This is a genomic window from Mesorhizobium sp. A623 (assembly GCF_054489405.1).
Map to the genome: position 1 here is coordinate 394,520 of NZ_JBTMXB010000001.1, position 23,723 is coordinate 418,242.

The window sequence follows — 23,723 nt, forward strand, 5'->3', positions numbered from 1 at the left end:
AAAGTTGGAACCACTGTTCGGGGATCGTCAAGGCCGGCGGAAAACGCTAAGGGCTTGGCCCACACAGTCCAGCATGTGGCGTCAGATATGAGTGCCGACGAAGACATCGTCATTGCCGAAGGGGCGGTCATCCGCCCGGATGATTTGCACGAGGATTTCATCCGCTCGTCGGGGCCTGGCGGCCAGAACGTCAACAAGGTCGCGACGGCGGTGCAATTGCGTTTCGACGCGGCGCATGCGCAGGGCCTGTCGGAGCGCGTGCGCGAACGCACCATAAAACTTGCCGGGCAGCGCGCCACCAAGGACGGCGTCATCGTCATCGAGGCCGGACGCTTCCGCACGCAGGAACAGAACCGTGCCGACGCCCGCGCCCGGCTTACGGAACTCGTCGCCAAGGCTGCCGAACCGCCGCCGCCGCCGCGCAAGAAGACACGGCCGACGAAAGGGTCGGTCGAGCGGCGGTTGAAGAGCAAGGCCGGGCGTTCCACCGTGAAAAAGCTGCGTGGCCGCGTCGGCGAGGACTGACGGTTTCGGGTGGCGAATTTTGCCGGCGGCTGCCATCGTGCCGCGCCACGCGGTTCAGGATGGGGATCATGCTTTTATTGCCGGCGGGCGTCCGCCACATGCCGGGCTATCTGGCGCTCGACGCACAGCGGCAGTTGCTGGAGGCGATCCGCGACGTGGTCCGCCAAGCGCCGCTTTACACGCCCGCCATGCCCCGGACCGGCAAGGAAATGAGCGTGCGCATGACCAATTGCGGCGCTCTCGGCTGGGTGACGGACAAGGAGCGCGGCTACCGCTACCAGCCGACCCATCCGGTTACCGGCGAGGCGTGGCCGCCGATCCCGGAAGCGCTGATGCGACTGTGGCGCGATGTGGCGGCCTATCCGCATCCGCCGCAGGCCTGCCTTGTCAATTTCTACGGCGGCGAGGCGAAAATGAGCCTGCATCAGGATCGCGACGAGACCGAATTCGCAGCGCCCGTCGTTTCGATCTCGCTGGGCGACGATTGCCTGTTTCGGGTCGGCCAGACAATGCGCGGTGGCAAGACGGTAGCCTTCAGGCTGCAGAGCGGCGATGTCGTGATACTGGGCGGTGAAAGCCGGCTGGTTTTCCACGGCGTCGACAAGATTTATCCGCAGACATCACCGCTGCTGAAGAACGGCGGTCGCATCAATTTGACGCTGCGGCGGGTGACAGAGCCGGCTGGTCAGCTTCTCTAATCGTGAAAAATACGATGAGAAGAAGCAAGGGCATGATGGGAAAGCCGCTCTCGGCAAGCGGCAACGGCAAATTCGGCGCGAACCAGCTTATGAAGGCCGCGCCGGCTGCAAGATAGAAACGGCCCCCGGATTGCGCTCGCCCGGCGCGAAGGATCAAGAGCCCGCCAGCCAATAGCAGCGACAGGTCGTAAACGTGCATGTAGGGGGTGATAAGGCAGGTCCCAACCAGCACCAGGGCGCTTTGAACCTGGTGGTCCGTCGTCCGCGAAAGGCGCCATGCAAGGGTGACGAGCACAAATAACGCAAACACTCCATGCACCGCCAATGCGCTGTCGCCGGACATGCCGAGCAAGCGAAGCGACATGAACAGGGAGGGGATCATGGCCATGAAGAGGCCCCTGCCGTGCCGCTCCAGTTTCGAAAGCTCCGGCATCGTCAGATGGAGGTAGTCGGACCATGCCTGCGTGCCGAAAACGAGGACGGATAAGATCAGGACGAAGCAGGCGACTGCCGCCGTGATGAGGATGAGCATCCACCGCCGCTGGAAGCCCCAGATGAGGGGCAGGAGAAAGCCCGTCTGCGGCTTGATGGTCAGCAGGACCGCGCCGACGATCGAATACGGATCGGTCCGGGAGCGTTGAGCGAGCGCCAGTAGCATCAACCCGGTAAAGAAATTGCCCGTCTGGCCGTAGTAAATGCAGGAAAGAGCCGCCGGGGAACAAACGAGAACGAACACTTCTCGCCAGCCAAAACCGAACCGCCGCGCGCACACTGCCAGGAAGCCAACGCCGAAGACGCTCCAGGCCACAAAACCGGTCAGATAGCCGACAAGGCCGAACGGCCAGGTGAGAAGAAGCGAGTGTGGAGGATAGGCCCAAAGGCGAGCGCCAATATCGGCGTGAACGAAACCCTGCTGAAACGCCTTGAAGGCTGCCGGATCGTAGATGGTCCCGACGGCTCCTGCCACGAGCAGCTTGCCGGCAGTCCAGAGATTGATGAAATCGCCCCCTAACGGCGAGACGGGGTCGATCAGCAGCCCGTTGCGGTTCGCCAACTCTCTTGCGAAGCCGGCGACAAAGAAAATCAGATTAGCTGCTGTCAGGATGACCAGTACCAGCAGGAAACGATGTTCATCGGCCGGCTTGCCGACAGGCTCGTGCCCTTCATGGCGCTCGCTTCTTGTCATGGCTTTCCAGCGTTTTAAGAAACTGAACGGCGTCTCGCGCGGCAAGTTTGTCCTCTCACAGCTTCCTGAGCGCCACTTCTTCGATCAGATGATCGGCGCCCTTGCGCAAGATGAGGTCGGCGCGGGCGCGCGTCGGCAAAATGTTCTCGCGCAAATTCTTCAGGTTGATGTTGGACCACAAGCCCTCGGCAATGGCCTGGGCGGCCCCTTGCGAAAGCTGGGAATAGCGGTGGAAGAAGGAGTCCGGGTTGCGGAAGGCGGTTTCGCGCAACCGCATGAACCGCGCAATGTACCAGTCGTGGATGCGGTCTTCGTCAGCGTCGATATAGATGGAGAAGTCGAAGAAGTCCGACAGGAACGGCACGATCTTGCCGTCGCGGGGCAGCTTGCCCGGTTGCAGTACGTTGATGCCTTCGAAGATCAGGATGTCCGGCCGATCGATGGTCGCAAACGCGCCGGGCATGACATCGTAGGTCAGGTGCGAATAGAGCGGCGCCTGGATGGCGCGCTGGCCGGATTTGATGCCCGACAGGAACCGAAGCAGCGCCCCGACATCGTAGCTGTCGGGAAAGCCCTTGCGCTCCATCAGGTTTTCGCGGCGCAGGATTTCATTGGGCAAAAGAAAGCCGTCGGTGGTGACGAGATCGACCTTGGGGCTGGATGGCCAGCGCGCCAGCAGTTCCTTCAGCACGCGTGCGGTGGTCGATTTTCCGACGGCGACGGAACCGGCAATGCCGATGATGAACGGCGTCTTGGCGACATCGCCGACATTGAAGAAATCGCGACGCTGGCGAAACAGGAGTTGGCTTGCCTCGACATGCGCCGACAACAGCCGCGACATCGACAGGTAGATGCGCTTGACCTCTTCCAGGTCGACAGGGTCGTTCAGCGACCGCAGCCGGCGGATTTCTTCCTCGGTCAGCGTCAGCGGCGTATCGGCGCGGAATTTTGCCCATTCCCCGGCGGAAAAGAAAAGATAGGGCGAATATTTCTCGGTAGGAGCGAGCTGGTCCATCGCGTCTCCTGCCCCCCTTTGCACTCAGTCCGGCTTTTGCCGGGAAGCCTTCTCGGCAATGCCCGAGCGGCTGGTACGCTGCCCCAGTTCGTCAAGCACCGCATTCAGCGGCACGCCGGCGATGCCCAGCACGACCATCCAATGATAGAGCAGGTCGGCGCTCTCGGAAACGAGGCCGTCCTTGTCGCCCTTGACGGCCGCGATCACCGTCTCGACCGCCTCTTCGCCAAGCTTTTGCGCCGCCTTGTCGATGCCGCGCGCATAAAGCTTCGCCGTCCACGATTCCGGATCGCCGGAATGGGCGCGCTCGTGAATGATTTTCTCAAGATCGGAAAGCGAAAAATCGACCATGCCGCCGTTTAAGGCCGAACCGCGGCGCTGTCGAGTCGCATGGGCAGGCCGGCCTTGGCCATATGCTGCTTCGCCTGGGCGATCGAATAGGTGCCGAAATGGAAGATCGAAGCGGCCAGCACCGCCGTCGCATGGCCGTCGCGAATGCCTTCCACCATGTGATCGAGGTTGCCGACACCGCCCGACGCGATGACCGGCACGCGCACGGCATCCGCCACAGCGCGCGTAAGGGCAATGTCGTAGCCGGCCTTGGTGCCGTCGCGGTCCATCGAGGTCAGCAGGATTTCGCCCGCGCCCAGGCCGACCATCTTTTGCGCGAATTCGACCGCATCGATGCCGGTTTTTTCACGGCCGCCATGGGTGAAAATTTCCCAGCGGTCGGTCTCGCCTTCTCCCGAAACCTTCTTGGCGTCGATGGCGACGACGATGCACTGATTACCGAATTTCTGCGCCGCCTCGGCGACGAAATCAGGATTTTTCACCGCTGCCGTATTGATCGACACCTTGTCGGCGCCGGCCAGCAAAAGCTTGCGGATATCCGCCACCTCGCGCACGCCCCCCCCGACCGTCAGCGGCATGAAGCACTGTTCCGCGGTGCGGGCGACGATGTCGAAAATGGTTTCGCGGTTCTCGGATGTGGCGGTGATGTCGAGGAAGCAAAGCTCGTCGGCCCCTGCCGCATCATAGGCTTTCGCGATCTCGACGGGATCGCCGGCGTCGATGAGATCGACGAAGTTGACGCCCTTGACGACGCGGCCGTCCTTTACGTCGAGGCAGGGGATAACACGGAATTTAAGCGTCATGACCGCTCCTCGAACAGGGCTGTGGGCGGGTTGGTCTCGCCGCGCAGGATCGAAAGCGCCTCTGTGGGATCGATGCGGCCATCATACAGCGCGCGGCCGGAAATCGCGCCTTCGAGCTTTTGTGCGTCGGGCATGGTCATGCGCACGATATCGGCGATGGAAGCAAGCCCGCCGGAGGCAATGACCGGGATCGTCACCGCATTGGCCAGATCGATGGTCGAATCCCAGTTGATGCCGGCCAGCACGCCGTCGCGGTCGATATCGGTGTAGATGATGGCGGCAACGCCCGCGCCTTCGAATTTTTGCGCCAGTTCGACCACGCCCAGCGAAGAGGCTTCCGCCCAGCCTTCGACAGCCACCTTGCCGCCCTTGGCGTCGATGCCGACGGCGATTTTTCCGGGAAACGCCTTGCAGGCTTCTATCACCAGTTCGGGATCGCGCACCGCGATGGTGCCGAGAATGACGCGGGCAAGGCCGCGCGCCAGCCAGCTTTCGATATGGGCCAGCGTACGAATACCCCCGCCAAGCTGCACCGGGTTCTTCGTCGCCTTGAGGATGGTGTCCACGGCCTCGCCATTGACGCTTTCACCCTTGAACGCGCCATTGAGGTCGACGACATGCAGCCACTGAAAACCCTGGTCCTCGAAGGCTTTCGCCTGCGCCGCCGGGTCGTCGTTGTAGACGGTAGCGGTCGCCATATCGCCAAGCTTGAGGCGCACGCATTGGCCGTCCTTGAGGTCGATGGCGGGAAAAAGGATCATGGCTTCCACCTTAGAAAATTGGCGATCAGCGCCTGGCCGAGCGCCTGGCTTTTTTCGGGATGGAACTGCGTGCCGACAAGGTTATCCCGCGCGACCGCCGCAGTCACCGGCCCGCCATAATCGGCGACGGCCAGCACTTGATCCGGCTTTTGCGCATCCAGGTGGTAGGAGTGGACGAAATAGGCGTGCAGCCCGTCGGGTCCGGTCGGGATGCCGGCGAAAACCGGATGTTCTTGCCGCAGTTGAACCGTGTTCCAGCCGATCTGCGGGATCTTTAGGGCAGGATCGGCGGGCGCGATTTCCTTCACATCGCCGGCAATCCAGCCGAAGCCGTTGGTGACCGTATTTTCCAGCCCGCGCTCAGACATCAACTGCATGCCGACGCAGATACCCAGGAAGGGTTTTCCGCGCCCAATTGCGGCCTCCTCGACCGCTTCCCACATGCCTTCGACCGCGTGCAGGCCGGCGGCGCAGTCGGCGTAGGCGCCGACGCCAGGCAGCACGATGCGGTCGGCGGAGCGTACCCGCTCGGCATCGGCGGTCAGTTCAATCTCGGCGGAAATGCCGGCTTCGCGCGCGGCACGCTCGAAAGCCTTGGTCACTGAGCGCAGATTGCCCGAGCCGTAGTCGATGATGGCGACGCGCATTTCAGTGTCTTCCGGAGAAAGGGACCAGCCCGAGCGAAGCTTGCTGCGCGGGCCGGGCAAAGGTCGGATCGGGCACGATGGATGGCTCCGGGGCGTGCTCGCGAAGCGTCGTGCCCTTGTCGAGCGCATAGCGCGCATCGGCGTCGTCAAGATCGTCCGCCACGACGACGCCCCATTGCTTCCAGCCGCGCCGGGTTAGCGCGGAAATGCGCAACGCCGGTCCCTCCAGCCCGATAAAGAGCATGACAAGGAAGCCAAGCAACGAGCCAATCAGCGCAAAGCCGGACACTTCACCGAGCGCGGAAAGCAGGCCGAGGGCGACAAAGGCGAGAACCGCTTCGATCCACAGCCGATGCCAGAGCAGCCACAGCGGCGGCACGAGAAACGCCACCCAGGAAAACCCGTCGCGAACGAAAACCGTCGCGGCGGCATCAGGGGCACGGCCCGGCGGCTCCATTACGACATAGATGGCCATGCCTATCCCTTCAGCGAACCCTTGGTGGAAGGGACAGCTTGCGGCTGGCGCGGATCGGTTTCAAGGGCCGCCCTCAATGCTCGCGCCACCGCCTTGAAGCAGGTTTCGGCGATATGGTGGTTGTTCGAGCCGTAATGGTTGGTGACGTGCAGCGTGATGCCGGCGTTCTGCGCCAGCGCCTGGAAGAACTCGCGCACCAGTTCGGTATCGAACGAGCCGATCTTGGGCGCCGAGAAAGAAACGTCCCAGACCAGGAACGGCCGTCCCGACACGTCGATGGCGGCGCGGGTCAGCGTCTCGTCCATGGCGAGGTCGATGGAGGCATAGCGCATGATGCCGCGCCGCTCGCCGAGCGCCTTCGACAGGGCCTGGCCGATGACGATGCCGGTGTCCTCGACGGTGTGGTGATCGTCGATATGCAGGTCGCCCCTGGCCCGAATCGTCATGTCGATCAGTGAATGGCGCGAAAGCTGGTCGAGCATGTGGTCGAAGAAGCCGACGCCGGTTTCGATGTCGGCCTTGCCGGTACCATCGACATGGAGAGAAACCGAAATATCGGTTTCCTTGGTCCTGCGGCTCACTTCGGCGGATCGGGCGGTCATGGCCTCATCCCTGTGCTGGAAATTCCAAGCTTGAAAACGAGAGCCTTCTAGCAGCACGATCGTGCGATTGCCAGTTGCCAAAGCGCGAACAAGCCGGTTTGCAATCGCCCTTCGCTTGCATACATATGGCCGATCAAATCACTCGTAACGCGCTGGTCGCCTTATCGGGACCGCGCGGCATCGGAGCCAAAATATGTCGAATGAACTGAGCATGCACGCCACCACCATCATCACCGTGCGCAAGGGCGGCAAGGTGGTCATCGCCGGCGACGGCCAGGTCAGCCTCGGCCAGACCATCATGAAGGGCAACGCCAAGAAGGTGCGCCGCATCGGCAAGGACGGCAAGGTCATTGCCGGGTTCGCGGGCGCCACCGCCGACGCATTCACGCTTCTGGAGCGGCTGGAGGCCAAGCTCGAGCAATATCCAGACCAATTGACCCGCGCCTGCGTGGAACTGGCCAAGGACTGGCGCACCGACCGCTATCTGCGCCGGCTGGAAGCGATGATGCTGGTGGCCGACAAATCCGTGTCGCTGGCGCTGACCGGCAATGGCGACGTGCTGGAGCCGGAAGACGGCGTCATGGCCATCGGTTCGGGCGGCAATTATGCGTTGGCCGCCGCCCGCGCCCTGATCGACAGCGACAAGGACGCGGAAGAAATCGCTCGCAGGGCGATGAAGATCGCTTCCGAGATTTGCGTCTACACCAACAACAATTTCGTCGTCGAAGTCATTGATGCCGAATAAGGCTGGGATGCCGAGTAAGACTGCGCCGGTCTACGACTTCCGCGCGGTGACGGAGGCCGATCTGCCGATAATCGCCGGCTGGCTGGCCCTGCCGCATACGGCAAAATGGTGGGGCGACCCGGCAGCGGAAATCGCTTCCATCCGCGAGCATATCGACAGCGACGAGGTCGAGCCGCTCATCGTCGAACTGGACGGCCGCGCCATCGCCTATCTGCAAAGCTACGATCCGCATCTGGAAGACGACCATCCCTATGCGGACCAGCCTTTCGGCACGCTCGGCATCGACATTTCCATCGGCGTGCCGGAATTGGTCGGTATCGGCCATGGCTCGGCGATCGTCCGGCAGTTCACCGAAATGCTTTTCGAGGAAGGCGCGCTGCGCGTCGTCATCGACCCTCACCCGGATAATGGCAGGGCGATAAGGGCTTACGAAAAGGCGGGGTTTCGGCCGCTCGGCGAACGAACGTCGGAATATGGGCGGGCGCTGCTGATGGCCATCGATGCGGATGAGGGCGAACAATGACCGAAGCAGCCAACAAGGGCGGCCTGACCGCCACCCAGATGTCGTGGCGGGCAGGGCTCGCCATCGCCGCCGGCCTGATTGCCATCCAGATCGTCGCGCTTGCCATGCAGGGCCATCCGGCGATCTGCACCTGCGGTTACGTCAAATTCTGGCACGGCGTCGTCAACAGTTCGGAGAATTCCCAGCACATCACCGACTGGTACACCTTCTCGCACATCATCCACGGCTTCCTGTTCTATGGGGCGGCGTGGCTGTTGTTCCCGAAATCGTCGATATGGTTTCGGCTGGTGCTGGCCATGACCGTGGAAGGCGCGTGGGAGATCGTCGAAAACAGCCCCTTCATCATCAACCGCTATCGCGAAGGCACCATTTCGCTCGACTATTACGGCGATTCCATCCTCAACTCGGTGTCCGACACGCTGGCGATGGTGCTGGGATTTGTGATGGCGCGGCGGCTTCCTATATTGGTGGTCGTGGCGCTCGCCGTCCTTTTCGAACTCGCCGTCGGCTATATCATCCGGGACAATCTGACACTCAACGTGATCATGCTGCTGCATCCGTTCGAGTCCATCAAGCAGTGGCAATCGGGATTGATGTGACATGACCGGCGACAAGGTCCAATCGATGATATCGGCGATCAGCGCGGACACGCTGTCGGCGGCGGTCGAGGGCGACCTGCTGACGGGCGAGCAGGCGCAGGCGCTTCGCGATCTCGAAAGCAGCCGGTCGGCTTCGGTCACGCGCGACGACGAGCAGTTCCGCTTCATCAACGGGTTCAGCGACATTTTCGTCACCATCGGGCTTGGCCTGTTCCTCGGCGCGGCCGCCTATTTCGGCTATCGACTTGCCGGACAGGGCGGTATGCTGATCGTGGCTGTCGCAAGCTGGCTGCTGGCTGAATATTTCACGCGCCGGCGGCGCATGGCGCTGCCGAGCATCGCCTTGCTGCTGGCTTTTTCGGCGTCGACATTCGTCACCGTGGCGGCATGGATCGATGCCCTCACGGCAAATACCAGCAGCAATGATCCGGCCTCATTGGTGGGGGCGGCGCTCGTGACGGTTGCGGCCGCGTTTGTTCACTACCGGCGCTTCCACGTGCCGATCACGGTCGCGGCAGCGGCCGGCGCGGTTGTCGTGGGGACCTTGCGGACCATGTCTCCCGAGGCTTTCAGCGCGTATCTGACGCCATCATTGCTGGTCTGTGGCCTTCTGGTGTTCGCGCTCGCCATGCGGTTCGACCTCAGCGATCCGAAGCGGCAAACCCGACGCACCGATATCGCCTTCTGGCTGCATATGCTGGCTGCACCTTTGATCGTGCACCCACTGGTGAGCGGCTTCATTATCCGCCCCGGCGGGGCGGATGCCGCCTCCGCGTGGGGCATCCTCGGCATCTTTGTCGTGCTGGCCCTGGTGGCTATCCTGGTCGACCGGCGCGCGATCCTGGTGTCGGGCCTGTCCTATGCCGGCATAGCGTTCGGCACGCTGGTCGGCGGCTCCGGCCTTATCGACAGCGTGGTGCCGCTGACCATGCTGGTGCTGGGCGCGCTCGTGCTGCTGCTCAGCGCCGGCTGGCGCGCGCTGCGCGGGTTCTTTCTGGGCTTGTTGCCCGCCGGCTTTTCCCGCTGGCTTCCCTCCCACGGATAACAATTGAAAGCAGAGTAGCGTGTCATGAGCACATTTTCCCCCCGTGAAATCGTTTCGGAACTCGACCGTTTCATCATCGGCCAGAAAGACGCCAAGCGCGCCGTCGCCATCGCCTTGCGCAACCGCTGGCGCCGCCAGCAGTTGGAAGGCCAGATGCGCGAAGAGGTGATGCCGAAGAACATCCTGATGATCGGACCGACCGGCGTCGGCAAGACCGAGATTTCTCGCCGCCTGGCCAAGCTGGCGGGTGCGCCCTTCGTCAAGGTCGAGGCAACCAAGTTCACCGAGGTCGGCTATGTCGGCCGCGACGTCGAGCAGATCATCCGCGACCTGGTCGAGATCGCCATCGGCCTCGTGCGCGAAAAGATGCGCGAGGACGTCAAGGCGCGCGCCCACATCAACGCCGAGGAACGCGTGCTGGAGGCGCTGGTCGGCAAGACGGCCAGCCCCGCTACCCGCGACAGTTTCCGCAAGAAGCTGCGCGACGGCGAAATGGACGACAGGGAAATCGAGGTCGAGGTGGCCGATACCGGCACCGGCGGCATGCCCGGTTTCGAGATTCCCGGCATGCCGGGCGCGAATATCGGCGTCATGAACATCAACGACATGCTGTCGAAGGCCATGGGCGGCAAGCGCACCAAGATGCGCAAGACCACGGTCAAGGATTCCTACGGGCTGTTGATCGAAGACGAGTCCGACAAGCTGCTCGACCAGGACGAGGTGGTGCGCCGGGCGCTGGAAGCGACGCAGGAAGACGGCATCGTCTTCCTCGACGAGATCGACAAGATCGCTAACCGCGAAGGCGGCATGGGCGCTGGCGTCTCGCGCGAAGGCGTGCAGCGCGACCTGCTGCCGCTGGTCGAGGGCACCACGGTTGCGACCAAATATGGGCCGGTAAAGACCGATCACATCCTGTTCATCGCCTCGGGCGCGTTCCATGTCGCCAAGCCGTCCGACCTGCTGCCCGAACTGCAGGGCCGCCTGCCGATCCGCGTCGAACTTCGCGCACTGGAAAAGGACGATTTCGTACGCATCCTCACCGAAACCGAGGCCGCTCTGATCAAGCAGTATATCGCGCTGATGAAGACCGAAGGCGTCGATCTGATCTTTACCGACGACGCCATCGATTCGCTGGCCGGCATTGCCGTCGATCTCAACGCCACCGTCGAGAACATCGGCGCGCGGCGGCTGCAGACGGTGATGGAACGGGTGCTGGACGAGATTTCCTACGATGCGCCCGACCGCAACGGCACGGCGGTCACCATCGACGCCGCCTATGTGCAGAAGCATGTCGGCGACCTGTCGCGCAACACGGATTTGTCGCGGTTTATCCTGTAGGCGGCTTTCTTCCGGCTAGGTCTTCTCGAATGAGAACCCCCAACCCTAATCCTCCCCACAAGGGGAAGGGGACTTCCGGACAACTCGAGCGAAACCCTGGCGCTGTTGAAGAAGCCGCAGCCTGATTTCCCTCCCCCTTGCGGGGTGGGGGTATCCTCCAGCACAACCGCGGGTACGCCCGACTGTGGCCAAATGGAAGCATATGCCCGGCTTTAGGCGCTCGCAACGATAGAAGGCTCGACTTGGTTCGGCGCTTTTTCTAGGTTGCGTGGCAACATTTGCAGACGGCGGCGCATGAAGAAGCTGATCTTTGTCATCCTTGCCCTGGTCCTGGCGGCCGGAGCCTTGCCGGCGGCAGCGGCAACGCGTGTTCCCCCCGGCAATCGCCATGTGGAGCAGCCCTCGATACCGGGCGCTTCCAGCCGGCGCACCCAGGCCACCAACACCACCTTTCAGGCGAAGTACCGCAAGGTTTATGCGCTGTTGCAAAACGACGCCAAGCTTCGCGACAAGATCAGGCAGGCGGCTGCCGCCTACGGCATCGACCCGATCCATATTGTCGGCGCCATCGTCGGCGAGCATACCTACAATGTCGATGCCTACGACCGCTTGCAGACCTACTACGTCAAGGCGATCTCCTATCTGGCGAGCAAGCTGACCTTCGCCCATGACGGCGAAGACATCTCGACCTTTCTGCAGCGGCCGCAATTTTCGAAATGCGCGAGCCAGTCCGGCAGCTATGATTTATGGGAATGCCGCGAGCAAATCTGGAACCACGCTTTTCGCGGCAAGACGGTCGGCGGCACGAGCTTTCCCGACAACCGCTTCGGCGCCACCTTCTTCCAGCCCTATTACGCCGGCCAGACCTTCGGGCTCGGCCAGCTCAACCCGCTGACCGCCTTGCAGATGAGCGACCTTGTCCACAAGGTCTCCGGGCTGCCGAAGCTCGACGTGAGCGACCCGAATACCGTTTACAAGACGATCATGGACCCGGACCTGACGCTCGCTTATGTCGCCGCGACGCTGAAGAAGTCCATCGACGCCTACAGGAACATTGCCGGCTTCGATATTTCCGGCAATCCGGGGATCACCGCGACACTCTACAATGTCGGCAATCCCGAACAGCGCGCCTATGCGCTGAAGGCGGAAAACGACAGGCGCCGCGCCGCGGGCGAGCCTGAAAAGCTGCCCGAGGAAAATTATTACGGCTGGCTGGTCAACGACAAGCTGCCGGAATTGCGCGCGCTTTTTTGAAGCGTCAGTGGTTGTCGCGCGGCACGCCTGACTTGTGCGCGACATCCTGGTATTTGACTGCCGGCTTCAGCACCATCCCGCCATCGAACTGGTCGACCATGCTGCGTTGGATTTCCTGCCATGGCGTCTGGTGCGCCGGGTAGGCGTAGCCGCCATTGTTTTGCAGTTCGGCGCGGCGGCGCGTCATCTCGTCGTCGGTGACGAGGATGTCGGCGGTGCCTTTGCGCAGATCGACACGCACGCGGTCGCCGGCTTTCAAGAGTGCCAGCCCGCCGCCGACCGCCGCTTCTGGCGAGGCATTGAGGATCGATGGCGTTCCCGACGTGCCCGACTGGCGGCCGTCGCCGATGCAGGGCAGCGAATGGATGCCGCGCTTGATGAGATAGGCCGGCGGCTGCATGTTGACCACTTCCGCGCCGCCTGGATAACCGACCGGGCCAGCGCCGCGCATGAACAGGATCGTGAACTCGTCGATACCCTCCGCCGGATCGTCGATGCGGGCGTGGTAGTCTTCCGGCCCGTCGAACACGACCGCCTTGCCCTCGAAGGCTTCCGGGTCACGCGGATTGGACAGATAGCGGTCGCGGAATTCCTTCGAAATCACGCTGGTCTTCATGATGGCGCTATCGAACAGGTTGCCCTTCAGATTGATGAAGCCGGCGTCTTTTTTCAGCGGCGCGGCGACCGTGAAAATGACTTTCAGATCGAGGTTTTCGACCGCTGCGCAGTTTTCGCTCATGGTCTTGCCGTTGGCGGTAATCGCTTGCGGATGCGGCAGCAGGCCGCCCCGGATCAGTTCGGCGATGACCGCCGGCACACCGCCCGCATGGTGATAGTCTTCGCCCAGATATTCGCCCGCCGGCTGCAGATTGACCAGCAACGGCACATGGTGGCCGATCTCCTGCCAGTCGTCATTGTCGAGCTTCACGCCGAGATGGCGGGCGATGGCATTGAGATGGATCGGCGCGTTGGTCGAGCCGCCAATGGCCGAATTGACGACGATGGCGTTCTCGAAAGCCTCGCGCGTCATGATGTCGGACGGCTTCAAATCTTCATGCACCATTTCGACGATGCGCCGGCCGGTCTCGTAGGAAATCTGGCCGCGTTCGCGGTAGGGTGCGGGAATGGCGGCAGAACCCGGCAACTGCATGCCGAGCGCTTCGGCCAGCGAATTCATGGTGGTGGCGGTGCCCATCGTGTTGCAGTAGCCGACCGAGGGCGCCGAGGAGGCGACGATGTCCATGAATTCGTCATAGCCGATCTCGCCCGCCGAAAGCCGCTGGCGCGATTCCCAGACGATGGTTCCGGAGCCGGTGCGCTTGCCCTTGTGCCAGCCATTCAGCATCGGCCCGACCGAAAGGGCAATGGCCGGAATGTTGACCGTGGCGGCCGCCATCAGCATGGCCGGCGTCGTCTTGTCGCAGCCGACGGTCAGCACAACGCCGTCGAGCGGATAGCCGTAAAGCACTTCGACCAGCGAAAGATAGGCAAGATTGCGGTCCAGCGAGGCGGTTGGGCGCTTGCCCGTCTCCTGGATCGGGTGGCAGGGAAATTCGAATGGAATGCCGCCCATCGACACGATGCCGTCGCGCACCCGCTTGGCCAGTTCCAGATGATGGCGGTTGCACGGCGACAGGTCGGAGCCGGTCTGCGCGATGCCGATCAGCGGCTTGCCCGATTGCAGTTCGGCGCGGGTCAGCCCGTAGTTCAGGTATCGTTCGAGATAGAGCGCCGTCATGCCGGGATTGTCGGGATTGTCGAACCACTCCTGCGAGCGGAGTTTTTTCTTGAGGGGTGCGCCGGCCATTCTGGTCTCCGTATTTGTACGACAAATGGATATGCCAACGTGCAGGCAGAGGCAAGGGTGCTCGCCACGGCACGGACGGATAGACAAGCCCTGCACCGACTTTGGTGCGATAGACAAGAATAGAAGGCTGCGTTACGGCTTGCACAAGCTGATTTTTCAGGGAGGATCGAGATGGCTTTGTTGATCGAGGGCGAAGAACGTATCGCAGCACCCATACAAAAAGTGTGGGAAGCGCTGAACGATCCGGCGATACTCCAGGCGACGATTCCCGGCTGCCAGAACCTCGAGATGAAGTCGCCGACCGAGATGGCGGCGACAGTGGTGTTGAAGATCGGCCCGATCAAGGCGACGTTCAACGGCGAGGTGACGCTGAAGAACCTCAACCCCCCGAACAGCTATACCATCCAGGGCGAGGGCAAGGGCGGCATCGCCGGCTTCGCCAAGGGCGGCGCGGACGTAACGCTGGTCGCCGACGGCGCGGATGCGACCATCCTGAAATATGCGGCGAAGGCCGATGTCGGCGGCAAGATCGCTCAACTCGGCAGCCGATTGATCGAATCGACCTCGAAGAAGCTGGCCGGCCAGTTTTTTTCGTCATTCAACGAGAAGGTGAGCGCGGGCTGAGCCCCTTCACCCTCCCCCTTGCGGGGAGGGCCGGGGTCGGGGTCCCTCGTCAGGCGAGCAACTACTCGAACACGATGCTGGGCACCGACGCTGCGGCAGCGCCCTTTTCTTCCTGCAGCCGCTCCCAGACTTTTGAGGCGATAGCGCGGTAAATTTTGGCTTCGGCTCCATCCGGTTTCGAGGCGACGACGGGCCGGCCTTCATCCGAGCTTTCGCGGATGCCCATTTCCAGCGGTACTTCGCCGAGGAAGGTGACGCCAAGCCGTTCCGCCTCGCGCCGCGCTCCGCCATGGCCGAAAATGTCGTAGCGCGCGCCGGTGTCGGGGGCGATGAAATAGCTCATGTTCTCGACGATGCCGAGCAACGGCACGTCGACCTTCTTGAACATGTTCAGCCCCTTGCGCGCATCGATGAGGGCAAGGTCCTGCGGGGTCGAGACTATAACGGCACCGGCCAGCGGCACCTGCTGGGCCATGGTCAGTTGCGCGTCGCCGGTGCCGGGCGGCATGTCGACCACCAGCACGTCGAGCGGCCCCCACTCCACCTCGCGCAGCATCTGCGTCAGCGCCGAAATGACCATCGGCCCACGCCAGATCATCGGCGTTTCTTCATCGACGAGGAAACCCATCGACATGACCTTCAGGCCGTAATTCTCCATCGGCTTGAGCACCTTGCCGTCGACGGTCTGCGGCCGGCCGCTGATGCCGAGCAGGCGCGGCATGGAAGGCCCGTAGATATCGGCGTCGAGCACGCCCACCTTCAACCCGTTGGCGGCAAGGCCAAGCGCGATATTGACGGCGGTGGTGGATTTGCCGACGCCGCCCTTGCCGGAGGCGACCGCGATGATCGCCTCGATGCCGGGCACCCCGCGCTTGCCATGGCTGTGCGAAGCGGGCGCGTGCGGAGCGGGGCGGGCCGCCGGCGCATGGGGTGGGGCGGCAGGCCGGGGAGGTGCTGCGCGCGCCGGGACAGCACTTTCCATGCCGCCGCCCTTTTTCTCCGCGGTCAGGGCGACGATGGCGCTGGCAACGCCAGGGATCGCCTTGACGACGCGCTCGGCTGCGGCGCGCAACGGTTCCATTTCCTTGGCGCGCGCGGCCGGAACGGTAATGGAGAAAAAGACCTTGCCGTCGGCGATGAAAATCTCGGAAACCATGCCGAGTTCGACGATATTGCCGGAGAAATCCGGCCCGCTGACCGTCTTCAGGCGTTCGAGGACGATCTCATTGGTGACGGACATGACGCTTTCCTCAATGCGGGTGCTGCGGCTGAGATAGGGCAATTGGGCGCGCACACCAAGCGCCACATTGCCGCTCTCACCCTGCCAGGCTGATTACGAGATAGGTAGCAGCTGAAATCGCCGCCGTGGCCGGCAGCGTGACGACCCAGGCAACGACGATGCTTTTGGCGACGCCCCAGCGCACGGCCGAAACGCGGCGCGCAGCACCGACGCCGATAATCGCGCCGGTAATGGTGTGCGTCGTCGAAACGGGGACGCCAAGCCAGGTGGCGGCAAACAGCGTTATCGCGCCGCCTGTTTCGGCGCAAAAGCCCTGCATCGGGTTCAGCCGCGTAATCTTCGACCCCATGGTGTGGACGATGCGCCAGCCGCCGAACAGCGTACCCAGCGCAAGCGCCGACTGGCAGGTCAGCACCACCCAGAGCGGTACGTAGAAAGTGTCGCCCAGCATGCCTTGCGAATAGAGCAGCACGGCGATGATGCCCATGGTCTTTTGCGCGTCGTTGCCGCCATGGCCGAGCGAATAGGCCGAGGCCGAAATGAATTGCAGGACGCGAAAGGTGCGGTCGACGGCAAAGGGCGACTGGCGCACGAATATCCAGGCGACCGCCAGCACCAGCACGAGCGCCAGCAGGAAGCCGGTCAATGGCGACAAGACGATTGCCGAAACCGTCTTGAACAGGCCGCCCACGACGATGGCTCCCGTTCCCGCCTTGGCGACGCCGGCTCCGACCAGTCCGCCGATCAACGCATGCGAACTGCTGGAGGGAATGCCGACGATCCAGGTCAGGACGTTCCAGACGATGGCCCCGACAAGGGCGGCGAAGATGACCGCCGGCGTGACGGTGTTGGCATCGATGATGCCGGTGCCGAGCGTCTCGGCGACGTGAAGGCCGAAGAACAGGAAGGCGATGAAATTGAAGAACGCCGCCCAGAACACCGCATATTGCGGCCGCAGAACCCGGGTCGAGACGATGGTGGCGATGGAGTTGGCCGCATCGTGCAGGCCGTTCAGAAAATCGAAGATCAGGGCGATGGCAATCAGGCCAAAGAGCAGCGGAAAGGCGAGGGTTTCCATGAAACTCAGACGTTCTCGACGACGATGCCGCTGATTTCGTCAGCGACGTCCTCGAAGCGGTCGACCACCTTTTCCAACTGGCCGTAGATTTCCTTGCCGACGATGAACCCCATCGCATCGCCGCCGGTGTGGCGATGGAAAAGATCCTTCAGCCCCTGCTCGTGCAGATCGTCGGAGCGGTCCTCGAGGCGGGTGATCTCCTCGGCGATGGCGGTAAGACGCGGAACGTTCGCGCCGAGCTTGGCAAGCAGCGGGATCGCCTCCGCCACCAGGTGGGAAGCCTCGACGATGACGCTGCCCATTTCCTGCATCAGCGGATCGAATTCCGTCTTTTCGAACAGCCGCACCGTTTTTACGGTCTTGTTCATCATGTCGATGGCGTCGTCCATCGACTGGATCAGGTCCTGGATATCGCTGCGGTCGAACGGCGTGATGAAAGAGCGGCGCACCGCAAGCATCACTTCGGCGGTAATGGCGTCGGCCTCGTTTTCGAGATCGACGATCTGCCGGCACCATCGCTCGACATCCGGGCCGCCGGCCAGCATCTGCTGCAACGCCTCTGCGCCGCCAACCACCGTCCGGGAATGCCGCTCGAACAGGTCGAAGAAGCGATCCTCGCGTGGCAGCAATTTCCGGAACCAGTTCAGCATGTCCAACCTCGCAGCGCTGACGATGCGTTCCCATAGCCCCGCGCTACAGCCGGGGAAACAGGCAATCTTGAAAAAGATGTGGGCGGGCCGGTGCGGGTCTGCTTGCGGTTGCAGGCAAATTCCCCCAGCTCGGGTCGAAACAGGACGGCCGCAATGATCGACAAGCTGGAATACTTCATCGCGCTGGCCCGCGAAAAGCATTTCGGGCGCGCCGCATCGTCGGCGATGCGCGCTCGATGCGCGAGGAGATGCAGGCGGCGAAGCACGGCCTTTCGGGGCGCATCCGCATCGCGGCCATCCCGACCGCCTTGGCCATGCTGCCCCGGCTGACGACGCCGTTTCGCGAAAAGCATCCCGGCGTGACGTTTTCGATCCTGTCGCACACATCGATCGAAATCCTCTCTTTGCTGGGTAATTTCGAGGTCGACGCGGGCATTACCTATCTGACAATGAACCGCTTGGCCGCGTGACCAGCGTGCCGCTCTACTAAGAACGCTATCAACTGATCACGGCGATCGGAAACCCCTATTCCGACAGCCGTGACGTGACGTGGGCGCAGGTGAGCGAGCTGCCGCTATGCCTGCTGACGCCGGACATGCAGAACCGGCGCATCATCGACCAGCATCTGGCCGAGACGGGCGAACAGTCGCGGCCGACACTGGAATCGAATTCGATGCTGGTGCTGTTTTCCCACATAGCGACCGGCAGGTGGTCGTCGATCATGTCGCTCAACCTCGCGGAAACCTTCGGCTTTGCCGAGCCTATTCGCGCCATTCCCATCGTCGACCCCGATGCCAGCCATACGGTCGGCCTCGTGGCCGCGCCCCGGTCTTTGCCTCGCGTATGAAGAAGCGGTTGCGCGAAGGCGCCAAGATCATCGTCATCGACCCGCGCCGCATCGATCTCGTCAAGACGCCGCATGTCGAGGCAGCCTATCACCTGCCGATCAAGCCGGGCACCAACGTCGCCATCCTGACCGGTCTTGCCCATGTCGTCGTCACCGAAAAACTCTTTGACAAAACCTATATCCTTACGCGCTGCGACTGGAGTGCGTTCGAGGACTGGGCGGAATTCGTCTCCGACGCGCGCTACAGCCCTGAAGAGACGGCCAAGGTCTGCCGCATCGATGCCGATACGATCCGACAGGCCGCGCGCCTCTACGCCACCGGCGGCAACGGTGCCATCTATTACGGTCTCGGCGTCACCGAGCATAGCCAGGGCTCGACCGCCGTCATGGCTATTGCCAACCTCGCCATGGCGACCGGCAACATCGGGCGCAACGGCGTCGGCGTTAACCCGCTGCGCGGCCAGAACAATGTGCAGGGTTCGTGCGACATGGGATCCTTCCCGCACGAGTTTCCGGGCTATCGGCATGTCGCCATCGATACGGTGCGCAAGATCTACGAGGATCTGTGGGGCGTGAAACTCGACAACGAGCCGGGCCTGCGCATTCCCAACATGCTCGACGCCGCCGTTGAGGGCACGTTCAAGGGCCTTTACGTGCAGGGCGAGGACATTCTCCAGTCCGATCCCGACACCAAGCATGTCGCCGCCGGCCTGGCCGCGATGGAATGCGTGGTCGTCCACGATTTGTTCCTCAACGAGACGGCGCGCTATGCGCATGTGTTCCTGCCCGGGTCCACATTCCTGGAAAAGGACGGCACCTTCATCAACGCCGAGCGGCGTATCAACCTTGTCCGCAAGGTAATCGAGCCGAAGGCGCGCTATGCCGACTGGGAAGCGACCCAGGAACTGGCCCGCGCGCTGGGCCTCGACTGGAACTACACGCATCCGTCGCAGGTCATGGACGAAATCGCGGCAACGACGCCGACTTTCGCCGGCGTATCCTTCGGACTGCTCGAACGCGAAGGCTCGGTCCAGTGGCCGTGCAACGAGAAGGCGCCGCTGGGCACGCCGGTGATGCACATGGACGGCATCATTCGCGGCAAGGGCAATTTCGTGCGGACCGAATATGTCGCGACCGACGAGAAGGTCGGGCCGCGCTTCCCGCTGCTGCTCACCACCGGCCGCATTCTCAGCCAGTACAATGTCGGCGCTCAGACAAGGCGCACCGACAACGTCGCCTGGCACGACGAGGATCGGCTGGAAATCCACCCGCACGATGCCGAGGATCGCGGCATTCGCGACGGCGATCTGGTGCGGCTGTCCAGCCGTTCCAGCGACACGACGCTGCGCGCGCTCGTCACCGACCGGGTAGCACCTGGTGTGGTCTACACCACCTTCCATCACCCGGAAACGCAGGCGAACGTCATCACCACCGACTTTACCGACTGGGCGACCGGGTGTCCGGAATACAAGGTGACAGCAGTGCAGGTAGCGCCCTCCAACGGCCCGAGCGAGTGGCAGGTCGAGTATGACGAACTGTCCCGCCAGACCCGGCTCATCGAATCGGTGGAAGCGGCGGAGTAGGCAGGTGGCCTCGCCTCGCCCTGCTCTGGTGCAAATATCCCGCCTGGCGCATCGCGCCAGCGGGACCGCACGGGCCAATCGCATGGTGCCGGAGGAGACGCCGATTGCGTTTTCCTATGCCGGCACCACCCATGCGGTGATGATGGCCAGCCCCGCCGATTTCGAGGATTTCGCCCTTGGCTTTTCCCTGACCGAGGGCGTCATCTCCTCGCCGGAGGAGGTCGAGGCGATCGATGTCGAGGATCACGGCGGCGGCATCGATATCCAGATAAGGCTGAAGGACAGCGCCAACACGCGCTTTGAGGCGCGGCGACGCCGGCTGGCCGGGCCTGTTGGGTGCGGGCTATGTGGCATCGAATCCATCGAGGAAGCGATGCGCTCTGTCGATACCGTCGGTGCGTCCAAACTTACGCTTGACGCCGCCGACATCGTCCGCTCGGTGAAGCTGCTGTCGAAAGTCCAGCCTTTGCACGCCGAGACGGGTGCGGTGCACGCCGCCGGTTATTTCCTGCTCGGCAACGGCCTGTCGGGCGAAATCGTGATGGTCCGCGAGGATGTCGGCCGCCACAACGCGCTCGACAAGCTGGCGGGCGCGATGGCCAAAGCCGGCATCGATGGCGGTTCCGGCGCGGTAGTCATCACTTCTCGCGTCTCCGTCGAGATGGTGCAGAAGACGGCGGCGATCGGTTCGCCCTTCATCATTGCCGTCTCTGCCCCGACCGCGCTTGCCATCCGTACCGCTGAAGAGGCCGGCATGACGCTGGTTGCGCTGGTGCGCGGCGACGAGTTCGACATCTTCACCCATCCCGACCGCATCGTTTCCGGAGCTGCCAGAAATGTCGCCTGACAAACTCATCTATCAGGTCAACCAGATCGCGACGTTCTTCAAGTCGAAGCCGCACGCCGAGGGCGTCGCCGGGGTGGCGGATCACGTCAACAAGTTCTGGGAGCGGCGCATGCGCCGCCAGTCCTTCGAGATGATCGACGCCGGCGGTAAGGGGTTCGACCCTCTGGTCCTGGAAGCTGCACCTTCCATCAGAAAACCGGTCGAGCCTGCCCTCTAGCGGCGACGGCACGACCGGCCTCAAGCCGGAAACATCCGCATACCGACAGCGTAGACCGGGCTGACGCTGGTATACGTTCCAGCGTCATGGACGGTTGCAGGTTGACCTGACGCCCTATCTGGTCAAGTTTCTGCGCCGGCCGCTTCGCGGCGCACACGAAACCGGAGGTTTGGCTTCATGGCCGGCGAAGCGCTGATTGTCATAGACCTGCAAAACGACTTTTGCCCTGGCGGCGCGCTTGGCGTCAGCGGCGGCGACGAGATCGTGCCATTGGTCAACGCCATGATCCGCGATGCCGAGCATGTCGTGCTGACGCAGGACTGGCACCCGGCCGGCCATTCGAGTTTTGCGTCCAGCCATCCCGGCAGCCAGCCTTACCAGACGATCACCATGCCCTATGGCGAGCAGACGCTGTGGCCCGACCACTGCATCCAGGGCAGCCTGGGTTCTGATTTCCATTCCGGCCTCGCCTGGAGCAAGGCCGAACTGGTGATCCGCAAGGGCTTTCGCCCTGAAATCGACAGCTATTCGGCCTTTTTCGAGAACGATCATGTCACCCCGACCGGCCTTTCGGGCTATCTGCGCGAGCGCGGTATTTCCGCCATCACACTTGTGGGCCTGGCCACCGATTTCTGCGTCGCCTTCTCGGCTCTGGACGCGGTAAAGCAGGGGTTTGGCGTGACGGTCAGGCTGGATGCCTGCCGCGGCATCGATCTCAATGGATCGGTGGATGCGATGGTGGCGCGCATGCGCGAGGCGGGCGTAACGCTGGTTTGAAACGGCGGTTTACCGGGCAATACCGGGCACAAAATATCGGACGAGGGATTTTTATGCGATTTTCAAGACTGGTGACGGCAACGGCGACGTTCGCCATCTCCGCCTTGTGCTCGGGCGCGGCGATGGCCGCCGAGGGGCACGGCCTGCCCGGTGCATCCATGGCGCTGTGGTGGGCTTTGCCCTTTGCCGGGCTACTGCTGTGCATCGCCACCGGCCCGTTGCTGTTCCATCATGTCTGGGAGCACCATTACGGCAAGATCGCCGCCTTCTGGGCGGCGCTGGTGATCATCCCCATGGCGGTGTCCTTCGGCGCTTCCGCCGCCACCGAAGCTGTGCTCCACGCCATGCTGCTGGAGTACATGTCCTTCATCATCCTGCTGTTTGCGCTGTTCACGATTTCGGGTGGCATCCTGATCGCCGGCAACATCCACGGCACGCCCCTGGTCAATACCGGGCTGTTGCTGGTCGGCTCGATCCTGGCCTCGATCATCGGCACGACGGGGGCGGCCATGATCCTGATCCGACCCATCATCCGCGCCAATGACAACCGGCGCTTCAACGCCCATGTCGTCATCTTCTTCATTTTCCTCGTCGCCAATATCGGCGGTTCGCTGACCCCGCTCGGCGATCCGCCGCTGTTCATCGGCTTCCTGCGCGGCGTCGATTTCTTCTGGACGACGATCCACATCCTGCCCGACACGCTGTTCGTCGGCGGCATCGTGCTGGTGGTATTTTTCGTGCTCGACATGATCCTGCATCGCCGGGAACAGGGCGCGCCGAAGGTCAAGGACCCGACGCCGGACAAGAAGGTGCGCCTGCGCGGCCTCGCCAATCTGCCTCTGCTGGCCGGTGTCATCGCCGCCATCCTGATGTCGGCTTCGTGGAAGCCGGGCATTGTCTTCACCGTTCAGGGCGTCGAGGTCGAGTTACAGAACCTCGTTCGCGACGTGATCATTCTCGCGCTGGCTTTCGTCTCGCTGGCCGTATCGCGCAAGGAATACCGCGAGGCCAACGGCTTCGAGTGGGGGCCGATCGCCGAGGTGGCAAAACTGTTCGCCGCCATCTTCGTCTGTATCGTGCCGGTGGTCGCCATCCTCAAGGCCGGCCATGAAGGCGCGCTGTCGCCACTGGTGGCGCTTGTTACGCTGCCCGGCGGCCAGCCCAACGACATGGCTTATTTCTGGCTGACCGGCTTGCTGTCATCCTTCCTCGACAACGCGCCGACCTATCTGGTGTTTTTTGAGCTTGCCGGCGGCGATCCGCAGCACTTGATGACGGAGTTCGCCTCGACGCTGGCCGCGATTTCGGCGGGCGCGGTGTTCATGGGCGCCAACACCTATATCGGCAATGCGCCAAACTTCATGGTCTACGCCATCGCCCGGCGGCAGGGCGTGAAGATGCCGAGTTTCTTCGGCTACATGCTGTGGTCGGGCGTCGTGCTGATCCCGGTGTTTATCCTGTCGAGTTTTCTTTTCTTCGGATGAGG

Annotated in this window: 25 protein-coding genes and 2 pseudogenes; 15 read left to right on the forward strand and 12 right to left on the reverse strand. The window is 62.7% G+C overall.

The features are described from left to right. Positions 1–87 precede the first annotated feature (87 nt). Together arfB and ACX3P1_RS02000 are read left to right on the forward strand one after the other, a co-directional pair. Entirely contained in the window at positions 88–525 is a 438-nt protein-coding gene (arfB, locus tag ACX3P1_RS01995) for an alternative ribosome rescue aminoacyl-tRNA hydrolase ArfB (protein WP_459077842.1), read from the forward strand. A gap of 68 nt (positions 526–593) precedes the next feature. Beyond that, complete coding sequence (locus ACX3P1_RS02000) at positions 594–1,223, forward strand: alpha-ketoglutarate-dependent dioxygenase AlkB family protein (RefSeq protein ID WP_459077843.1); 630 nt, start codon at positions 594–596, stop codon at positions 1,221–1,223. Here the strand turns inward: ACX3P1_RS02000 and ACX3P1_RS02005 are convergent. From ACX3P1_RS02005 to hisB, 8 genes are read right to left on the reverse strand one after another with little or no spacing between them, the layout of a single operon-like run. Continuing rightward, a complete protein-coding gene (locus ACX3P1_RS02005) occupies positions 1,174–2,409 on the reverse strand; it encodes a glycosyltransferase family 87 protein (protein WP_459077844.1) in 1,236 nt (411 codons plus the stop codon). The two genes, ACX3P1_RS02000 and ACX3P1_RS02005, sit on opposite strands and share 50 nt — an antisense overlap. A 55-nt stretch (positions 2,410–2,464) precedes the next feature. After that, positions 2,465–3,424 (reverse strand): type I pantothenate kinase, encoded by a 960-nt coding sequence (gene coaA / locus ACX3P1_RS02010; RefSeq protein ID WP_459077845.1) that lies wholly within the window; start codon positions 3,422–3,424, stop codon positions 2,465–2,467. Between the two features lie 24 nt (positions 3,425–3,448). Beyond that, positions 3,449–3,775: a phosphoribosyl-ATP diphosphatase gene (locus tag ACX3P1_RS02015; RefSeq protein ID WP_459077846.1), complete on the reverse strand. Its 327-nt coding sequence runs from the start codon at positions 3,773–3,775 to the stop codon at positions 3,449–3,451. Between the two features lie 8 nt (positions 3,776–3,783). Beyond that, the gene (hisF, locus tag ACX3P1_RS02020) at positions 3,784–4,578 is read right to left on the reverse strand and encodes an imidazole glycerol phosphate synthase subunit HisF (RefSeq protein ID WP_459077847.1); all 795 of its coding nucleotides are present in this window, start codon (positions 4,576–4,578) and stop codon (positions 3,784–3,786) included. Beyond that, positions 4,575–5,339 (reverse strand): 1-(5-phosphoribosyl)-5-[(5-phosphoribosylamino)methylideneamino]imidazole-4-carboxamide isomerase, encoded by a 765-nt coding sequence (gene hisA / locus ACX3P1_RS02025; protein WP_459077848.1) that lies wholly within the window; start codon positions 5,337–5,339, stop codon positions 4,575–4,577. The genes hisF and hisA overlap by 4 nt, the downstream gene beginning before the upstream one ends. Beyond that, positions 5,336–5,986, reverse strand: coding sequence for an imidazole glycerol phosphate synthase subunit HisH (hisH, locus tag ACX3P1_RS02030; RefSeq protein WP_459077849.1), 651 nt, complete (start codon positions 5,984–5,986; stop codon positions 5,336–5,338). Before hisH ends, hisA begins: the two co-directional genes overlap by 4 nt. A 1-nt stretch (position 5,987) precedes the next feature. Beyond that, complete coding sequence (locus ACX3P1_RS02035) at positions 5,988–6,461, reverse strand: DUF2628 domain-containing protein (RefSeq protein WP_459077850.1); 474 nt, start codon at positions 6,459–6,461, stop codon at positions 5,988–5,990. Between the two features lie 2 nt (positions 6,462–6,463). After that, positions 6,464–7,063, reverse strand: coding sequence for an imidazoleglycerol-phosphate dehydratase HisB (gene hisB / locus ACX3P1_RS02040; RefSeq protein WP_459077851.1), 600 nt, complete (start codon positions 7,061–7,063; stop codon positions 6,464–6,466). Between the two features lie 193 nt (positions 7,064–7,256). Between hisB and hslV the strand changes: the two genes are divergently transcribed. From hslV to ACX3P1_RS02070, 6 genes are all read left to right on the forward strand, one after another. Further along, entirely contained in the window at positions 7,257–7,808 is a 552-nt protein-coding gene (hslV, locus tag ACX3P1_RS02045; RefSeq protein WP_459077852.1) for an ATP-dependent protease subunit HslV, read from the forward strand. Positions 7,809–7,815: 7 nt separating this feature from the next. Continuing rightward, entirely contained in the window at positions 7,816–8,331 is a 516-nt protein-coding gene (locus ACX3P1_RS02050) for a GNAT family N-acetyltransferase (RefSeq protein WP_459077853.1), read from the forward strand. Further along, positions 8,328–8,930 (forward strand): DUF2585 domain-containing protein, encoded by a 603-nt coding sequence (locus tag ACX3P1_RS02055; RefSeq protein ID WP_459077854.1) that lies wholly within the window; start codon positions 8,328–8,330, stop codon positions 8,928–8,930. The genes ACX3P1_RS02050 and ACX3P1_RS02055 overlap by 4 nt, the downstream gene beginning before the upstream one ends. Position 8,931: 1 nt before the next feature. Next, entirely contained in the window at positions 8,932–9,975 is a 1,044-nt protein-coding gene (locus ACX3P1_RS02060) for a hypothetical protein (RefSeq protein ID WP_459077855.1), read from the forward strand. 24 nt (positions 9,976–9,999) lie between these two features. Further along, positions 10,000–11,313, forward strand: coding sequence for an ATP-dependent protease ATPase subunit HslU (gene hslU / locus ACX3P1_RS02065; protein WP_459077856.1), 1,314 nt, complete (start codon positions 10,000–10,002; stop codon positions 11,311–11,313). Positions 11,314–11,607: 294 nt separating this feature from the next. After that, the gene (locus ACX3P1_RS02070; RefSeq protein ID WP_459077857.1) at positions 11,608–12,567 is read left to right on the forward strand and encodes a DUF1402 family protein; all 960 of its coding nucleotides are present in this window, start codon (positions 11,608–11,610) and stop codon (positions 12,565–12,567) included. A 4-nt stretch (positions 12,568–12,571) separates the two neighbouring features. Here the strand turns inward: ACX3P1_RS02070 and ACX3P1_RS02075 are convergent, their stop codons facing one another. Beyond that, positions 12,572–14,374, reverse strand: coding sequence for an IlvD/Edd family dehydratase (locus ACX3P1_RS02075; protein ID WP_459077858.1), 1,803 nt, complete (start codon positions 14,372–14,374; stop codon positions 12,572–12,574). 171 nt (positions 14,375–14,545) lie between these two features. On the opposite strand from ACX3P1_RS02075, the gene ACX3P1_RS02080 reads away from it, so the two are divergent. Continuing rightward, the gene (locus ACX3P1_RS02080; protein WP_459077859.1) at positions 14,546–14,998 is read left to right on the forward strand and encodes an SRPBCC family protein; all 453 of its coding nucleotides are present in this window, start codon (positions 14,546–14,548) and stop codon (positions 14,996–14,998) included. 61 nt (positions 14,999–15,059) lie between these two features. Here ACX3P1_RS02080 and ACX3P1_RS02085 read toward each other — a convergent pair whose 3' ends face one another. From ACX3P1_RS02085 to ACX3P1_RS02095, 3 genes are all read right to left on the reverse strand, one after another. Next, entirely contained in the window at positions 15,060–16,238 is a 1,179-nt protein-coding gene (locus ACX3P1_RS02085; protein WP_459077860.1) for an Mrp/NBP35 family ATP-binding protein, read from the reverse strand. Between the two features lie 76 nt (positions 16,239–16,314). Beyond that, positions 16,315–17,316 carry an inorganic phosphate transporter gene (locus tag ACX3P1_RS02090; protein WP_459077861.1) on the reverse strand — a complete coding sequence of 334 codons (1,002 nt, stop codon included), beginning with the start codon at positions 17,314–17,316 and terminating at the stop codon, positions 16,315–16,317. A gap of 5 nt (positions 17,317–17,321) precedes the next feature. Then, positions 17,322–17,966, reverse strand: a complete 645-nt coding sequence (locus ACX3P1_RS02095; RefSeq protein ID WP_459077862.1) for a DUF47 domain-containing protein — start codon at positions 17,964–17,966, stop codon at positions 17,322–17,324. Between the two features lie 125 nt (positions 17,967–18,091). Between ACX3P1_RS02095 and ACX3P1_RS02100 the strand changes: the two are divergent. From ACX3P1_RS02100 to ACX3P1_RS02125, 6 genes and pseudogenes are all read left to right on the forward strand, one after another. After that, positions 18,092–18,795 (forward strand): annotated as a pseudogene (locus tag ACX3P1_RS02100) (LysR family transcriptional regulator substrate-binding protein); the annotation flags it as partial. Beyond that, a pseudogene (gene fdhF / locus ACX3P1_RS02105) lies at positions 18,777–20,396 on the forward strand (formate dehydrogenase subunit alpha); the annotation flags it as partial. The pseudogenes ACX3P1_RS02100 and fdhF, both read left to right, overlap by 19 nt. Before the next feature lie 4 nt (positions 20,397–20,400). After that, a complete protein-coding gene (fdhD, locus tag ACX3P1_RS02110) occupies positions 20,401–21,243 on the forward strand; it encodes a formate dehydrogenase accessory sulfurtransferase FdhD (RefSeq protein ID WP_459077863.1) in 843 nt (280 codons plus the stop codon). Continuing rightward, entirely contained in the window at positions 21,233–21,460 is a 228-nt protein-coding gene (locus ACX3P1_RS02115) for a formate dehydrogenase subunit delta (RefSeq protein ID WP_459077864.1), read from the forward strand. Before fdhD ends, ACX3P1_RS02115 begins: the two co-directional genes overlap by 11 nt. Positions 21,461–21,637: 177 nt before the next feature. Continuing rightward, complete coding sequence (gene pncA, locus ACX3P1_RS02120; protein WP_459077865.1) at positions 21,638–22,237, forward strand: bifunctional nicotinamidase/pyrazinamidase; 600 nt, start codon at positions 21,638–21,640, stop codon at positions 22,235–22,237. 53 nt (positions 22,238–22,290) lie between these two features. Continuing rightward, positions 22,291–23,721: a sodium:proton antiporter gene (locus ACX3P1_RS02125; protein ID WP_459077866.1), complete on the forward strand. Its 1,431-nt coding sequence runs from the start codon at positions 22,291–22,293 to the stop codon at positions 23,719–23,721. Positions 23,722–23,723: the final 2 nt, after the last annotated feature.

Excerpts from the sequence above, each read along its gene's own strand:
- arfB (WP_459077842.1), top strand. The coding sequence starts at position 88 with ATGAGTGCCGACGAAGACATCGTCATTGCCGAAGGGGCGGTCATCCGC.
- ACX3P1_RS02000 (WP_459077843.1), top strand. The coding sequence starts at position 594 with ATGCTTTTATTGCCGGCGGGCGTCCGCCACATGCCGGGCTATCTGGCG.
- ACX3P1_RS02005 (WP_459077844.1), bottom strand. The coding sequence starts at position 2,409 with ATGACAAGAAGCGAGCGCCATGAAGGGCACGAGCCTGTCGGCAAGCCG.
- coaA (WP_459077845.1), bottom strand. The coding sequence starts at position 3,424 with ATGGACCAGCTCGCTCCTACCGAGAAATATTCGCCCTATCTTTTCTTT.
- ACX3P1_RS02015 (WP_459077846.1), bottom strand. The coding sequence starts at position 3,775 with ATGGTCGATTTTTCGCTTTCCGATCTTGAGAAAATCATTCACGAGCGC.
- hisF (WP_459077847.1), bottom strand. The coding sequence starts at position 4,578 with ATGACGCTTAAATTCCGTGTTATCCCCTGCCTCGACGTAAAGGACGGC.
- hisA (WP_459077848.1), bottom strand. The coding sequence starts at position 5,339 with ATGATCCTTTTTCCCGCCATCGACCTCAAGGACGGCCAATGCGTGCGC.
- hisH (WP_459077849.1), bottom strand. The coding sequence starts at position 5,986 with ATGCGCGTCGCCATCATCGACTACGGCTCGGGCAATCTGCGCTCAGTG.
- ACX3P1_RS02035 (WP_459077850.1), bottom strand. The coding sequence starts at position 6,461 with ATGGCCATCTATGTCGTAATGGAGCCGCCGGGCCGTGCCCCTGATGCC.
- hisB (WP_459077851.1), bottom strand. The coding sequence starts at position 7,063 with ATGACCGCCCGATCCGCCGAAGTGAGCCGCAGGACCAAGGAAACCGAT.
- hslV (WP_459077852.1), top strand. The coding sequence starts at position 7,257 with ATGTCGAATGAACTGAGCATGCACGCCACCACCATCATCACCGTGCGC.
- ACX3P1_RS02050 (WP_459077853.1), top strand. The coding sequence starts at position 7,816 with ATGCCGAGTAAGACTGCGCCGGTCTACGACTTCCGCGCGGTGACGGAG.
- ACX3P1_RS02055 (WP_459077854.1), top strand. The coding sequence starts at position 8,328 with ATGACCGAAGCAGCCAACAAGGGCGGCCTGACCGCCACCCAGATGTCG.
- ACX3P1_RS02060 (WP_459077855.1), top strand. The coding sequence starts at position 8,932 with ATGACCGGCGACAAGGTCCAATCGATGATATCGGCGATCAGCGCGGAC.
- hslU (WP_459077856.1), top strand. The coding sequence starts at position 10,000 with ATGAGCACATTTTCCCCCCGTGAAATCGTTTCGGAACTCGACCGTTTC.
- ACX3P1_RS02070 (WP_459077857.1), top strand. The coding sequence starts at position 11,608 with ATGAAGAAGCTGATCTTTGTCATCCTTGCCCTGGTCCTGGCGGCCGGA.
- ACX3P1_RS02075 (WP_459077858.1), bottom strand. The coding sequence starts at position 14,374 with ATGGCCGGCGCACCCCTCAAGAAAAAACTCCGCTCGCAGGAGTGGTTC.
- ACX3P1_RS02080 (WP_459077859.1), top strand. The coding sequence starts at position 14,546 with ATGGCTTTGTTGATCGAGGGCGAAGAACGTATCGCAGCACCCATACAA.
- ACX3P1_RS02085 (WP_459077860.1), bottom strand. The coding sequence starts at position 16,238 with ATGTCCGTCACCAATGAGATCGTCCTCGAACGCCTGAAGACGGTCAGC.
- ACX3P1_RS02090 (WP_459077861.1), bottom strand. The coding sequence starts at position 17,316 with ATGGAAACCCTCGCCTTTCCGCTGCTCTTTGGCCTGATTGCCATCGCC.
- ACX3P1_RS02095 (WP_459077862.1), bottom strand. The coding sequence starts at position 17,966 with ATGCTGAACTGGTTCCGGAAATTGCTGCCACGCGAGGATCGCTTCTTC.
- ACX3P1_RS02115 (WP_459077864.1), top strand. The coding sequence starts at position 21,233 with ATGTCGCCTGACAAACTCATCTATCAGGTCAACCAGATCGCGACGTTC.
- pncA (WP_459077865.1), top strand. The coding sequence starts at position 21,638 with ATGGCCGGCGAAGCGCTGATTGTCATAGACCTGCAAAACGACTTTTGC.
- ACX3P1_RS02125 (WP_459077866.1), top strand. The coding sequence starts at position 22,291 with ATGCGATTTTCAAGACTGGTGACGGCAACGGCGACGTTCGCCATCTCC.